General features: G+C 56.8%; 9 protein-coding genes and 1 tRNA gene. 5 read left to right on the forward strand and 5 right to left on the reverse strand.

Annotation, left to right across the window (positions count from 1 at the left end):
* Nucleotides 1-2: 2 nt before the first annotated feature.
* Nucleotides 3-1,565: a glutamine-hydrolyzing GMP synthase gene (guaA, locus tag QN062_RS02460; protein WP_369342033.1), complete on the reverse strand. Its 1,563-nt coding sequence runs from the start codon at nt 1,563-1,565 to the stop codon at nt 3-5.
* A 593-nt stretch (nt 1,566-2,158) separates the two neighbouring features.
* On the opposite strand from guaA, the gene QN062_RS02465 reads away from it, so the two are divergent.
* The 3 genes from QN062_RS02465 (at nt 2,159) to QN062_RS02475 (ending at nt 8,024) form a co-directional block, all read left to right on the forward strand.
* The gene (locus QN062_RS02465) at nt 2,159-4,636 is read left to right on the forward strand and encodes a phosphoketolase (RefSeq protein ID WP_369342034.1); all 2,478 of its coding nucleotides are present in this window, start codon (nt 2,159-2,161) and stop codon (nt 4,634-4,636) included.
* A gap of 261 nt (nt 4,637-4,897) precedes the next feature.
* Nucleotides 4,898-6,574, forward strand: a complete 1,677-nt coding sequence (pta, locus tag QN062_RS02470; RefSeq protein WP_369342035.1) for a phosphate acetyltransferase — start codon at nt 4,898-4,900, stop codon at nt 6,572-6,574.
* A 223-nt stretch (nt 6,575-6,797) separates the two neighbouring features.
* Entirely contained in the window at nt 6,798-8,024 is a 1,227-nt protein-coding gene (locus QN062_RS02475) for an acetate/propionate family kinase (protein WP_369342036.1), read from the forward strand.
* A 180-nt stretch (nt 8,025-8,204) separates the two neighbouring features.
* Here the strand turns inward: QN062_RS02475 and QN062_RS02480 are convergent, their stop codons facing one another.
* Nucleotides 8,205-9,269, reverse strand: coding sequence for a TDT family transporter (locus tag QN062_RS02480; RefSeq protein WP_369342037.1), 1,065 nt, complete (start codon nt 9,267-9,269; stop codon nt 8,205-8,207).
* Nucleotides 9,270-9,375: 106 nt separating this feature from the next.
* Here QN062_RS02480 and QN062_RS02485 point away from each other — a divergent pair, with 106 nt between their 5' ends.
* Nucleotides 9,376-10,263, forward strand: coding sequence for a LysR substrate-binding domain-containing protein (locus QN062_RS02485; RefSeq protein ID WP_369342038.1), 888 nt, complete (start codon nt 9,376-9,378; stop codon nt 10,261-10,263).
* A gap of 18 nt (nt 10,264-10,281) precedes the next feature.
* Here the strand turns inward: QN062_RS02485 and hisN are convergent, their stop codons facing one another.
* The 3 genes from hisN to QN062_RS02500 all read right to left on the reverse strand — a co-directional run bounded on the left by hisN (nt 10,282) and on the right by QN062_RS02500 (nt 13,950).
* Nucleotides 10,282-11,154: a histidinol-phosphatase gene (hisN, locus tag QN062_RS02490; protein WP_369342039.1), complete on the reverse strand. Its 873-nt coding sequence runs from the start codon at nt 11,152-11,154 to the stop codon at nt 10,282-10,284.
* A 72-nt stretch (nt 11,155-11,226) separates the two neighbouring features.
* The gene (aroA, locus tag QN062_RS02495; RefSeq protein ID WP_369342040.1) at nt 11,227-12,651 is read right to left on the reverse strand and encodes a 3-phosphoshikimate 1-carboxyvinyltransferase; all 1,425 of its coding nucleotides are present in this window, start codon (nt 12,649-12,651) and stop codon (nt 11,227-11,229) included.
* 117 nt (nt 12,652-12,768) lie between these two features.
* A complete protein-coding gene (locus tag QN062_RS02500) occupies nt 12,769-13,950 on the reverse strand; it encodes an ABC transporter permease (protein ID WP_369342041.1) in 1,182 nt (393 codons plus the stop codon).
* A 110-nt stretch (nt 13,951-14,060) separates the two neighbouring features.
* Between QN062_RS02500 and QN062_RS02505 the strand changes: the two genes are divergently transcribed.
* Nucleotides 14,061-14,134, forward strand: a tRNA-Pro gene (locus QN062_RS02505).
* The last annotated feature ends 119 nt before the right edge of the window (nt 14,135-14,253 follow it).

Here is a 14,253-nt window from a genome sequence, read left to right on the forward strand (position 1 = left end):
GGCTATTCCCACTCGATGGTTGCCGGGGGCTTCGATGTGACGTCAAGCGCAACGCGGTTTATCCCTCTGCACTCGTTGGTGATGCGATTGGATATCTGTCCAAGCACCTCATACGGCACATGCGACCAATCCGCGGTCATTGCGTCCTCGGAGCTCACCGGACGCAGCACTATCGGCGAGCCGTAGGTGCGTTCGTCTCCCTGAACACCAACGGAATGAACATTCGCAAGCAATACGACCGGGCATTGCCAGATCTGCCTGTCAAGTCCTGCCTTGCTCAGCTCCTCCCGAGCGATGGCATCCGCCTCGCGCAGGGTTTCGAGCCTTTCCCTCGTGATGTCGCCGATGATGCGAATGCCGAGACCGGGACCCGGGAAGGGCTGCCGCCAGACGATCTCGTCGGGCAATCCCAATTCGGTTCCTATGGCACGCACCTCATCCTTGAACAGTGTCCGCAATGGCTCGATAAGCTTGAAGTCCAGATCCTTGGGCAATCCTCCGACATTGTGGTGGGACTTGATATTCGCCGCGCCGTCGCCTCCGCCCGACTCGACGACATCCGGATACAGGGTTCCCTGAACGAGGAACTTGACCTTCTCGCCCTTTTCTCCTGCCTTGGCGACGATATCGCGCGCCGCCCTCTCGAATGTGCGAATGAAGCGCTCCCCTATTATCTTGCGTTTGCGCTCCGGTTCGCTCACACCCTTCAGCGCGGAGAGGAAATCCTCCGAAGCATCGACTGCCATCAGCCTGATGCCGGTGGCTTCGACGAAGTCATGCCTGACCTGCTCGACCTCGCCCTTGCGCAGCAGGCCGTGATCCACGAAGACACATGTCAGCTGATCGCCTATGGCACGGTGCACCAATGCCGCTGCGACGGCGGAATCCACACCGCCCGAAAGACCGCATATGACCTGATGCCGCCCGACCTCGGCCTTGATCCTCGCAATCTGCTCGTCGATGATGTTGGATGCGTTCCAATCCGCAGGCAGGTTCGCACAGTCATGAAGGAAGGAATCGATCAGTTCCTGGCCATGTTCGGTATGTCTGACCTCTGGATGCCACTGCACGCCATAGAGCTTTCTCGAAGCGTCTTCCATGGCGGCGACCGGGGCGGATGCCGTGCTCGCAAGCACCTCGAAACCTTCCGGAGCCTTCTCGACCGCGACGCCGTGGCTCATCCATGTCGTCTGCGTCTCTGGAGAATCGTGCAGCAGCCCCTTCGCATGGCTGACCCTGGCCTCCGTCTTACCGTATTCACCCGTCGCAGCGCGATCGACAACGCCACCAAGCTCATGCGCCATGACCTGAAATCCATAGCAGATGCCCAGAACGGGAACGCCCGCGTCGAATATGGAGGGATCGATGCCTGGCGCTCCAGGCTCATACACCGAAGCAGGCCCGCCGGAAAGAATGATCGCCTGGGGATCCTTCGCCAGCATGTCGGTCACCGCCATCGAATGGGGCACCAACTCGGAATACACATGCGCCTCCCGCACCCTGCGTGCAATGAGTTGAGCGTATTGCGCACCGAAATCCACAACCAGAACTGGGCCCTTAGCCATAAACACTCCAAATCGTTAACCGTCATATATATAGGTGTCTTGTGCACAGCCGTACACGACCATATGGTCGCACACAACCTTAGTTGAAAACATGGCCTCGCCAAAAATCAGCGAGCCCCATCCAAGAATGTGATCGACCCGAAAGCCTGCGCCTGCGTGCATGATTGCCTGTGTCCGTCAATTGCCTGCGTCCATTAATTATGGTGACGGATTGCGACATACGAAGGCTTTGTTCGTCAATCGCAACAATTTTGTTCGAAAGTGTTCACTCTGAAGATAATGCAGGTCAACACGCCGTCATGAAAGGTAAAGAACCATTGGCGCATCGGGTCTCACGCATGAATGAAGTGGCACTGGAATCAGCATAAATTGTTCATTTTCCGCCCTTATCGGAGCCTCGTGAATCTAACAGAAATTAGCGCATTACGAACAACATCTAACATTCGCGATAAAAAACGTCCAAAAGTCGTCTCTACCTCGTAGCATGAGGGGCATTGGGAATGAGAACATCCTCGCTTCCCAGCGGGATGGCAATCAATGCCCACAGTTAAATAATCAATCGCACAACACAGTGCAGGAGTACAGGAGTACATATGACGAATCCTGTTATTGGCACCCCTTGGAAGAAGCTGGAAACCCCAGTGTCCGAGGAGACTTTGGAAGCCGTCGATAGGTATTGGCGCGCAGCTAACTACCTCTCAATCGGTCAGATTTACCTTCGCAGCAATCCGCTGATGAAGGAGCCTTTCACTAGGGACGACGTGAAGTACCGTCTCGTCGGGCACTGGGGCACGACTCCAGGCCTGAACTTCCTTATCGGGCATATCAACAGACTTATCGCAGAGCACCAGCAGAACACCGTGATCATCATGGGACCTGGCCACGGCGGCCCTGCAGGCACCGCTCAGTCCTACCTCGACGGAACATACACCGAGTATTATCCGAAGATCACGAACGATGAGTCCGGCATGCAGAAGTTCTTCCGTCAGTTCTCCTATCCTGGCGGCATTCCTTCCCACTTTGCACCTGAGACCCCAGGCTCCATCCACGAAGGTGGCGAGCTCGGCTACGCCCTCTCGCACGCCTACGGCGCCGTGATGAACAATCCAAGCCTCTTTGTCCCAGCAATCGTCGGCGACGGCGAAGCCGAGACTGGCCCTCTGGCTACAGGCTGGCAGTCCAACAAGCTTGTGAACCCACGCACCGACGGCATCGTTCTGCCAATCCTGCACCTCAACGGCTACAAGATTGCAAACCCGACGATTCTTTCCCGCATCTCCGACGAAGAGCTGCATGACTTCTTCCATGGCATGGGTTATGAACCATACGAGTTCGTCGCAGGATTCGACGATGAGGATCATCTCTCGATCCATCGCCGCTTCGCCGATCTCTTCGAAAGCGTCTTCGACGAAATCTGCGAGATCAAGGCCACTGCGCAGACAGACGACATGACCCGTCCGTTCTACCCAATGATCATCTTCCGCACGCCAAAGGGCTGGACCTGCCCGAAGTTCATCGACGGCAAGAAGACCGAGGGTTCATGGCGCGCACACCAGGTTCCTCTGGTCTCCGCCCGCGACACCGAGGCTCACTTCGAGATCCTCAAGAACTGGCTCGAAAGCTACAAGCCTGCCGAACTCTTTGACGAGAACGGTTCGGTTCGCGCCGACGTCACCAGCTTCATGCCTGAGGGCGAGCTGCGCATCGGCCAGAACCCGAATGCCAATGGTGGACGCATCCGCGAGGATCTGAAGCTTCCAAACCTTGACGACTACGCAGTCCGTGAGGTCGAGAAGTATGGTCACGGCTGGGGACAGCTCGAGGCGACTCGTCGTCTTGGTGTCTACACCCGCGACATCCTCAAGCTGAACCCGGATTCATTCCGCATCTTCGGACCTGATGAAACCGCTTCCAACCGTTTGTCCGCAGCCTATGAGGTTACCGACAAGCAGTGGGATGCCGGTTACCTGTCAAAGCAGGTCGACGAGCATATGGCCGTCAGTGGCCAGGTCACCGAGCAGCTTTCCGAGCACCAGATGGAAGGCTTCCTCGAAGGTTACCTGCTCACCGGTCGTCATGGCATCTGGAGCTCCTATGAGTCCTTCGTCCACGTGATCGATTCCATGTTGAACCAGCATGCAAAGTGGCTCGAAGCAACCGTTCGTGAAATTCCTTGGCGCAAGCCGATCGCCTCCATGAACCTGCTCGTAAGCTCCCATGTATGGCGTCAGGATCACAATGGCTTCAGCCATCAGGATCCAGGCGTGGTTGACATCCTGCTCAACAAGAACTTCAACAACGACCATGTCGTCGAGATCTACTTCCCAGCAGATTCCAACCTCCTGCTCGCCGTTGCAGAGCGCGCCTACAAGTCGACGAACAAGATCAATGCGATCATCGCCGGCAAGCAGCCAGCTGCCACATGGGTCTCCCTCGACGAGGCTCGTGCAGAGCTCGAGAAGGGTGCCGCTGAGTGGAAGTGGGCTTCCAACGTCGACAGCAACGAAGACGTGGATGTCGTGCTCGGTTGCGCAGGCGACGTTCCTACCCAGGAAATCCTCGCCGCTGCAGACAGGCTCAACAAGCTTGGCGTCAAGTTCAAGGTCGTCAACGTCGTGGATCTGCTGAAGATCCAGAACGCCTCCGAGAACGACGAAGCGCTGTCCGACGCTGAGTTCACCGATCTGTTCACCGCAGACAAGCCTGTCCTCTTCGCATATCACGCATATGCCCGCGAGATTCGCAGCCTTATCTGGGATCGTCCAAACCACGACAACTTCAACGTCCATGGCTACGAGGAGCAAGGTTCGACCACCACTCCTTACGACATGGTTCGCGTCAACAACATCGATCGCTACGAGCTCACCGCCGAGGCACTGCGTGCAGTCGACGCCGACAAGTTCGCCGATGAAATCGACAAGCTGGAGCAATTCCGCAAGGATGCCTTCCAGTTCGCCGTTGACAAGGGCTACGATCATCCTGACTACACCGACTGGGTGTGGCCAGATGTCAAGACCGACGTTCCAGGAGCCGTCACCGCGACTGCTGCAACTGCCGGAGACAACGAGTAGAAGACAACGAGTAATCGCTGCCGATTTTCCGAAGGCCCCGAATCGAGAGATTCGGGGCCTTCCCGTTTTTTTGGATAGGCATATCCAGGCAGTGCATGCACATTCTGCAGCCGGATATCCCCGGGTGTTAACGCGCAAAGATTAAACTAGGCTCAAACACAGCACATGAAACACGCCAATTGAGATTAGTCGATTACAATTTGCCATGGAACCACGCACATTGTAGTCATGGTTTAACTACATCTCGAAGAGGAGAGACCATTGAGTCTTACAACCAGCTTCACCATACTGAGTCCCGAATCTGCAAACGGTCGCAATGTCGTTGCCTATGGCCTGGTCAGCCTGCTGTCAAGGCAGAGGAAGACCGCAGTGTTCCGACCGGTCGCATGCAGGCATGAACTGTTCACCAACGATCTGATTGCTGCTTCCGGAATGAACATGTCGCCAGACATCGTGCGTGCCACCTGCCCGAAAGAGGCACGAGACGACACCGACAGGGCGCGGACTGCGATCGTCTCGGCATATTACCGTCTGCAAAGCACCTATACGCCAGAGATCACGGTTATCGTCGGGACTGACAAATCCAGGATCGCGGATCCCTCGATGTTCGGATTCAATGCGGAGATCGCCGCTGACCTCAAGTCTCCCGTGGTGCTCGCAGTGTGTTCGATCGATCGAACGGCCAATCAGCTTCTCGAAACAGTCAAGGCCCACATCAAGGCAGTGAACGATGCTGGAAGCTCGGTCGTGGCGCTGTTCATCACCGGCTGCACGGAGGAGAATCTCGATGAGATGAAAGAGGCGGTGCTCCCCCTTGGATTGCCTGCATGGTCGCTTCCTGCCGTATCGATCGAGGCTGGAAACGGCGAGGATCTCGCCAGGGCGCTTCATGCATTCGAAGACAATGTCGATGCTTCTGCGGTGCTTTCGGCGCTGGCCTGCCCGGCGGCACTTTCCGAAACCCCCTGCTCCTTCCAGTTCGGTCTGCTGACCAAGGCCCAGGAGGCACACAAAACGATCGTCCTGCCTGAGGGTGAGGATGACCGAATCATCAAGTCCGCGAACTTCTTGCTTTCCCGCTCCATCGTCGATCTGATAATCGTCGGCGAACGCGATGGTATCCTCACGCGCGCAAAGAAGCTCGGTCTGTTGAATCTCGACCACGCCAAGTTCCAGTCGATGCATGATGAAGCCATGCTTGAACGTATGGCCGCCAAGCTCTGCGAGCTGAGGGCCAGCAAGGGCATGACCGAGGAGAAGGCACGCATCGCGCTCAGGGATCCTTCCTATTTCGGCACGATGCTCGTGGTTCTGGGACTTGCCGACGGACTCGTCTCTGGAGCGATCAATTCGACCGCGAACACGGTCAGACCCGCATTGCAGCTTATCAAGACCAAGCCAGGCGTCTCGATAGTGTCGGGTGCCTTCCTGATGTGCTTCAAGGATCACGTGGCCGTCTTCTCGGATTGCGCCATCAATCTCAACCCCAATCCCCAGCAATTGGCCGACATAGCGGCACAGTCAGCGCAGACGGCCCGCTCCTTTGGCATCGACCCGAAGGTTGGCATGCTTTCCTATTCGACCCTTGGATCGGGAAAGGGGCCCGATGTCGATCTGGTCGAGGAGGCGACGGCGATCCTTCAGGAGAAGGAGCCCGATCTTCCGGTCGTCGGTCCGATTCAGTTCGATGCGGCATGGTCAGAGGAAGTCGCCGCGACGAAGGCCAAGGGCAATCCCGTCGCAGGTCATGTCAATGTCTTTATCTTCCCCAATCTCAGTGCCGGAAACATCGCGTACAAGGCGGTGCAGCGCTCTTCCGGAGCGGTCGCGGTGGGTCCGATACTTCAGGGTCTTAACAAGCCCGTGAACGATCTTTCGCGCGGAGCGCTTGTCGAAGACATCATCAACACCGTCGCGCTCACCGCCATTTCAGCGTGAAAGACGCCTGTGCGGACGGTCGCCTGCGTCATGGCCTTATGCCTCCGTTCAAGCCGGAGCAGGCCTCGACGCAGGCTTCTTTGGCAAGTCCGGACCATCGGTGGGCAAGCCCCGCGAGACACTGTGAACTTTGGTCATGGCGACTCGACTTGTTACCCCCAACGAGTAGTCTGAAACAGCAGGGAGCAGTAGCTCCACATCATCACATCAGGAGGATGCCACAATGGCAAAAACCGTCCTTGTTATCAATTCAGGTTCAAGCTCCATCAAATATCAGCTCGTGGACCTTGAAAACGGAGAGGGACTTGCCTCTGGCCTCGTCGAGAAAATCGGCGAGCCGTCAGATGGTCATTACAAGCATGAGTTCAACGGAGAAAAGCATGAGCTCGAAGAGCCGATTCCGGACCATGAGGTCGGCCTGAAGCGTGTTCTCGGATTCTTCGAGGAGTATGGCCCAAGCTTGAAGGATGCCGGCATCGTCGCCGTCGGCCACCGCGTCGTTCAGGGTGGGTCAGTCTTCCCCAAGCCAGCCTTGGTCACCGATAAGACCATCGCACAGGTCAAGAATCTCGCAGTGCTCGCTCCCCTTCACAATGGACCTGAGGCAACGGGCGCTGAAGTCATGCGTTCGCTTCTTCCCGATACGCCGCAGGTGTTCGTGTTCGACAGCTCATTCTTCTTCCAACTGCCAAAGTCGGCCAGCACCTATGCGCTCAACAAGGAAATTGCCGATCAGTACCATATTCGCCGCTACGGCGCTCACGGTACCAGCCACGAATATGTCGGATCCCAGGTTCCAGACCTTATCGGCAAGCCAGCCGAAGGCCTCAGGCAGATCGTGCTTCATATCGGAAACGGTGCATCCGCTTCCGCACAGATTTCCGGCAAGCCTGTGGAGACATCCATGGGTCTGACACCACTCGAAGGCCTGGTCATGGGTGGACGCACCGGTGACATCGACCCAGCCGTCGTATTCCACCTGATTCGCAATGCGCACATGAACGTCGATGAACTCGATACCCTGTTCAACAAGCACTCAGGCCTGATGGGCATGACCGGACACGGCGACATGCGAGAGATACACAAGATGATCGCCGATGGCAACGAGGACGCCAAGCTCGCTCTCGAGGTATACGTGCATCGCATCGTCAGCTACATCGGCAACTACACCGCCCAGATGGGTGGCGTCGATGTCATCACCTTCACCGCTGGCGTCGGCGAGAATGATGAGATCGTCCGCCGCATGGTGGCGCATAAGCTCGAACCATTCGGCGTGAAGCTCGATGAGAAGAAGAATGACACCCGTTCCAAGGAACCGCGAATCATCTCTGAACCTGACAGCAGTGTCACACTGTGCATCATTCCGACGAACGAGGAGCTGTCCATAGCCCGTCAGTCCGCAACGATCGCCGAGCAGGGCGATTCCTATGGCAACACCTTCACCAAGTAGCATCAGCCTCAACTGTGCCTGATATATGACACGTTTGACAGCCAGAACAGCGATGCCCGCCTTGACGAAACGATTGAGAAATCGCAGTCAAGGCGGGCATCGCTGATTTCAGGCAACTGTCTGCATCGTTCGCCTCGCAAGTTTCTTCACCGGACCGTCACCGATCTTGCTCATGCGCCATCACTCGTGCAGGGCAGGCGCAGTCCTGCGCCATTGCGCCAATTCGAATGTGATGAACAGATAGAACACATAGAACACGACAATGGCGGCAAGCGCGGTCTCTGCCTTCTGCACGACGAAGAGCCACGCGGGCACAGACCAGCCGATTCCCCGGAAGAGCGTGAGCGCCTTGAGCATCGCAGTCGCGGTGATGACGAAGGGGAATGTCATCGCGGCGTAGGACGGCGCGAGTGGGAGTCGCAGAAGCGCAGGCATCTGAATGAGCACGAATGCGAACAGCAATTGGGCGCATATCAGCATGACCAGAACCAGGGTCACATTCGGGTGAGGCTCCGCAGTCGTATATCCAGCAATTGAAAGGCTCATTGGGGCTGCATAGATCGCCACGGTCGGCCGTGCAGCCTGAGGCAATGAGATCTTGAACATGCGGATGGTCACAGCCACAAAGCTAAGGGCATAGAGAACGAATCCGCACCAGAAGATCAGGAGGCCGAAGGGCTGCTGTCCGACAGGTGCCGAGGTCGCCGAGGCCACCACGATGCCGACGAATCCGACGAACCATGTCGGGAAGACATTGGCGAGATCGAAATGCTTCACGACGAAGCGACTGGCGACATGGACCATGAGCACGAGGTTGCAGCTCACCGCGAAATACCAGAGGGCAACGGCAAGTATGCCCCAGATGCCGCCAATCGGAGCGATATATGAGGCGTATTGCATGAGGGACATCAGAATCGTGGCCGAAACGGGCGCGACGACCGGATTGGACATGTCCTCGCTCAGGACGACGCCTGGATGCATGAGGAACTTGACGATGATGGTCGCGAACAGTGGCAGCGGCAGCAGACCGAAGACGATGTGGATGGGGACGGATTGGGCGGAGAACATGCCTCCCAGCAGATTTCCGAGCGCAAGAACCGCCAGTGTCAGGCCACCCTTGGGAAGCGGAACGCTCCTATGAAATGCTGCGATTCTGGATTCCTTGCGAATCCTCTCTGGAAGTGTCTCGAGTCTGTGCTGTGTGGGTGCCTCCGGCGCTTCGCCGATGCTTTTTGAAATGGACATAATGACACTGTGCATCATATATTGATATTCCACAAATTACTTAAAACGATATATGATATTCGATATTAGAATATGAATGACCAGCCATCCGGAGGATTCCGCGACGATGAAGACGAATGAAGTGAACTTTGCAGCATTGCAGACGCTTATAGCCGTCTTCGAGACCAGGGAATTCACGGCGGCAGCCGATGAGTTGAAAGTCTCGCAGTCCACCGTTTCCAAGAGGATCGCATCCTTGGAGAGCCTCTTCGGCAAGCCTCTCTTCATCCGGCACGCCAAAAGGGAGCTTCGACCCACACAGGCAGGGCGAGCCCTGTATGCAGAGGCGACGCAGATCGTGCACATGTGGTCAGGATCGGTGTATCGCATGACAAGCAGCAACTTCCAGAAAACGCCGTTCACGCTTCTGCTTTCCCACACCGCCTCAAGCACTCTTCTGCCGCATGTCATGCAGGGTCTGGAATCAAGTCTGGCAACGATGAGTCTGTCAGTCCATACCATGAATTCCGAGCACATCATCGATTCCATCCTTGGGAAACGGGCGCAGATGGGAATAATCGAGAAGCCCGTGACCACCGATCTGGTCGACCTTAAGGTTCTTCGCCAGGATCAGCTCGTTCTCGCAGGCCAGACCCATGGCACGCAGACGGGCATGAGGCGCAGCGACGATCCTGACGGCGATGCGGATCGGAATGAGGTATGGCTGCTTCGCGAAGCGGGATCGGGAGTCAGATATTTCACCGATCTGTATTTCCAGTCGACAGGCATCTCGCCTAGGAATGTGATCGAGCTCGATAGCAACGAAAAAATACGCGCGGTTCTGTCGACTGGCATAGGCTGCACGCTCATGTCGAAGGACTCGGTTCCGGCAGGCGTGCCGATTCGAAGGCTGGGACCTCCCTTCATACGCAACTTCTATGCAGTTACGCCAAAGAGTGGTCTGAATCCGGCACAGTCGAAGCTTGCCAATATGATTGCCTCCCTTGCCCAGTAGGCATGCAGGCGCATCAGATCAGAGCCGTAGATAATCAAGGACCTGCTCATGCAAGGGTCCGTTCGTCGCCACGCCGCATCCGCCCCAAGGCCCGGGATTGCCCTGCAGATCGGTGAAGCTGCCACCTGCCTCGGTAACGATGGGAACCAGGGCCGCCATGTCGTAGAGATCGAGCTCAGGTTCTGCGGCAATGTCAATGGCTCCCTGGGCGACCAGCATGTATTGCCAGAAATCACCGAAGCCGCGCAATCTCCACAGTCTGTCGGTCAGCTCGATGAGCCTGTTCCTGTCGCCGCGCTCCTTCCAACCGGAAAGCGATGACAGCGACATCGAGGCATGCTCCAGTCGACTTACCTTGGATACATGAATCCGGGAGGCATGGTCGACGTCCATGCCCATGAACGCGCCGCCACCCTGTGCCGCAAACCACCGATTATGGAGGAATGGCGAGGAAACGACTCCAACGACCAGCTCATGGTTGACTTCGAGACCTATCAGCGTGGCCCAAACGGGAACGCCTCTCACGAAGTTCTTGGTTCCATCGATCGGATCGAGAATCCAGCGCCGGCCTGTCGATTCGGCCTTGCCCAGCTCTTCTCCATAGACGCTGTCCCCGGGACGATTGCGTTCGATGATGCCGCGAAGCGTCGCCTCTGTCTCCCGGTCGGCGTCGGTGACCGGCGTATGGTCCGGCTTGTCCTCGATATGCAGATCGAGAGCGCCGAATCGAGCGGACGTTACCTTGTCCGCCTCGTCCGCCATGTGCAGTGCAAGGAGCAGGTCTTCGCGATACGGGTTCGCAGCAAGCTCCTTCTCGAACGATTCCTGACGATAATGTGGCCTGTCATATTCGTCATCGACGGATGAACTGTTTGGTGAGGTCTGTGACATGTTCGCTGTCATCTCCATACTTGCTGACGAGGGTATCGTTGCTGTGTGCATTCCACAGTAACGATAGTGCACTTATTCGCTCTTCGTGTTCTCGTGGCCATAAGAGAGCATATTCCGCCACATTGCGACGAAGTCAGGCAGTGTCTTGCCCGTTGTCTCGATGTTCTCGACTTGGATGCCACCTATGCGCAGACCGAGCATCGCGCCAAAGGTCGCCATGCGATGATCGTGATAGCTCCTGATCGTCTCGCCATGCAGGCGAGACGCCTCGACGGGCCGAATGACCACGCCATCCTCGGTTTCGACGGCTCTGCCACCGACTCGTCGAATCTCGCGGACCATCGCCGCAAGCCTGTTGGTCTCATGACCGCGCAGATGAGCGATTCCCATCATTGCAGTTTCCGAATCGGCGAATGTGAGCAATGCTGCGATCGAAGGCGCCAACTCGCCAGCCGCTTCCAGGTCGAAATCTCCAAGCCCGTGAATCGTGCCATCCGATCTGACCCTGCAAAAGCGGACGCCTCCCTCTTCGGGGAAATCGACGCTTCCTCCGATGCGCTCCAGGATGGATGGAAGCAGTCCCCCAGGCTGGGTCGTGGCCTTCGGCCAGAAAGGAATGCGGACCGAGCCCTGTGCAAGCAGCGCCGCGCCAAGGAAGGGAGCGGCGTTCGACAGATCGGGTTCGACAGTGACGGATCGAGGAAGCTGCAGCGCGTGATGCTCGACCTTCCAGACATGCGCGGATTCGTCCACGGCAACATGGCCACCCGCCTTAGCGATGTCTGCAACGGTCATATTGATATGCGGCAAGCTTGGGAGAGCAGAGGCCGTGTGATGCAGCCGCAGGCCTCGGGGCAACGACGACGCTGCCAGCAACAGCCCCGATATGAACTGCGAGGAAGCCGATGAATCAATGCTGACCTCATCATGGGCTATGACCTCCGGTGGCGTGACCGAGAATGGCAGGAATCCAGTCCTGCCATGGTATTGGACCGTCGCACCGAGCTGTTCCAAGCCGTCAAGTATCGGCTTCATCGGCCTTTCATATGCTTGAGGATCGCCATCGAAGCGAACGGTGCCATCGGCAAAGAGCGCAAGCGCGGGAAGGAATCTCATGACCGTTCCGGCCAAGCCGCAGAAAATGGTGACATTGCCTCGAAAACGAGGCGCGCCTTCGACTCTCCGAGTCTCTCTTGGGGGTGTTATCCGCACGGTCGTCGATGATGATGACTCCCCCTCGATGTCCACTCCTAGCTGTTCGAGCGCCTGAATCATCAGGCTGGTGTCTCGCGAGCGCAGCAGGCCGCGTATCGTCACGGTCTGCGAGCTCAATGCCGCAAGGATCAGATATCTGTTCGACAGAGATTTGCTTCCGGGTACGGTGACGGTTGCATCCAAAGGTCTCAACGGAGTCGGTGCGGCCCAAGAAACGTCACCTCCGGCTTCCTCTGCGAGCGTGGTGTGCGATGCCTGTGGTTGTGGATGCTGCTCGGTCATGGCTCTTATCGTAACTTGGAATGGAGATTTTCGAGGCATATGGCATGTGTTCGTGACCGGCATGGTGGCTCTTCCTCGATCATGTGCCAGGAACTTAGGAGTCCAGGCCGAATTCCGCTACTTGTCGGAGGACAGGCGCGATTCAGGAGCACCTGCCACCTTTGCCACCGACGTGTCGATGGATTGTAGATACACCAGCTGCGCCTGCGCCCTGTCGGCCTCTATCGCGGCGATGTGGCGGGAAAAGACGATGAACCATCCGAGGAAGATGAGGCCGGCGAGGGCTTCGACGTTCGTCAGCGTATTGTCGCCCTCAAGCCAGAATCCGCCGGCGACAGCACAGATGATGATGCTCAGGTCCGAAACCACATATATCGCCTTGGAGAGTTGCGGGGCGATCCACGGCAGGCCGATCAGCAGCATGCACATGATGCCGGGCATACCGCGTGCGAAAACGTTGTGCAATATGGGATGAGGCGAATATCTGAAAGTGCCTATCCCAATGAATGCGATGCCAAGAAGCGACAGCAGCGACCACAGGATCGAGACACGCAGCCTGAAATGCCGGATGCTTTCGGGATGACTGTGCGAATCACCGCCGACCTGAGGCGTCGGAAGATGCGCACGACTCCAATCCTCACGCATGCGATGCGTCGTGAGCAGCTCCGAGATTGCAAAGTAGCTGATGATGATGATGCATATTCCCGCAAGTATCAGCGTCGAATTGAACATCCTTGCGGCGAAGGTCGTTCTGTCACCGAGTTGGGAGAAGTTATTATGCCACCAGTTCGGGTCGTCGGTGGTCAGTCCCGCGGTCGTGACGCCGGAGACGACGAAGAGTGGCAGCAGCGATGCGATGGTCTTTGCATCCATCAGGTCTGCCTGGACGAAGGTTATGTATCCCACCACCCCGGCGAAGACTGCGCTTACCCACGGCAGGTATCCGATGAAGATGCGGATGCCCATCATGTCGGTGATGATGCCGAAGATCGCGAAGACGGAGAGGAATATCGTCGAAGCGTATACGACGGAAAGCGCGACGATCTCGATGCTGCGTCTAACCGGCACCCACCATCCACGCTGAAGATTCAACGAATTCGAGTTTCGGGCATATCCGACGATGAATGACGACACGCCGCAGAAGGTGACGAACCCTGATGAGACCATAAACATTCTTCGGGTGACCTGCCAGATCGGCGGTGCCATCTCAACATAGATCTTGACCATAATAGCTGCTGCAATGGCGCAGATTAGAAAGGAAATGAGCCCGGAAGTCTCAGCACGCTGATGCCGGCCCATAAGCCCCTCCTTCATCCAGTAAACCATCCTCGCCGATTCTATCCAAGGGACGCTACTATGCATTATGTCGAAGTATGGGTTATACTGGTATATTGTGCTCACATGAGCATCGGGCCGTAGCGCAGCTTGGTAGCGCGCCTGCTTTGGGAGCAGGATGTCGCAGGTTCAAATCCTGTCGGCCCGACAAGTACTTCACTTATTGGCCATCATTCGTGGCATTTTTCTTCAACGGTCATACTTCCTTGGCAGCTCGTTGCCAGGCTTTCTGTAGGCACACTTTCTGTAGGCAGGCTTTATGCAGGC

This window comes from Bifidobacterium sp. WK012_4_13 (genome assembly GCF_041080835.1).
Taxonomy (GTDB): Bacteria; Actinomycetota; Actinomycetes; order Actinomycetales; family Bifidobacteriaceae; genus Bombiscardovia; species Bombiscardovia fermentum.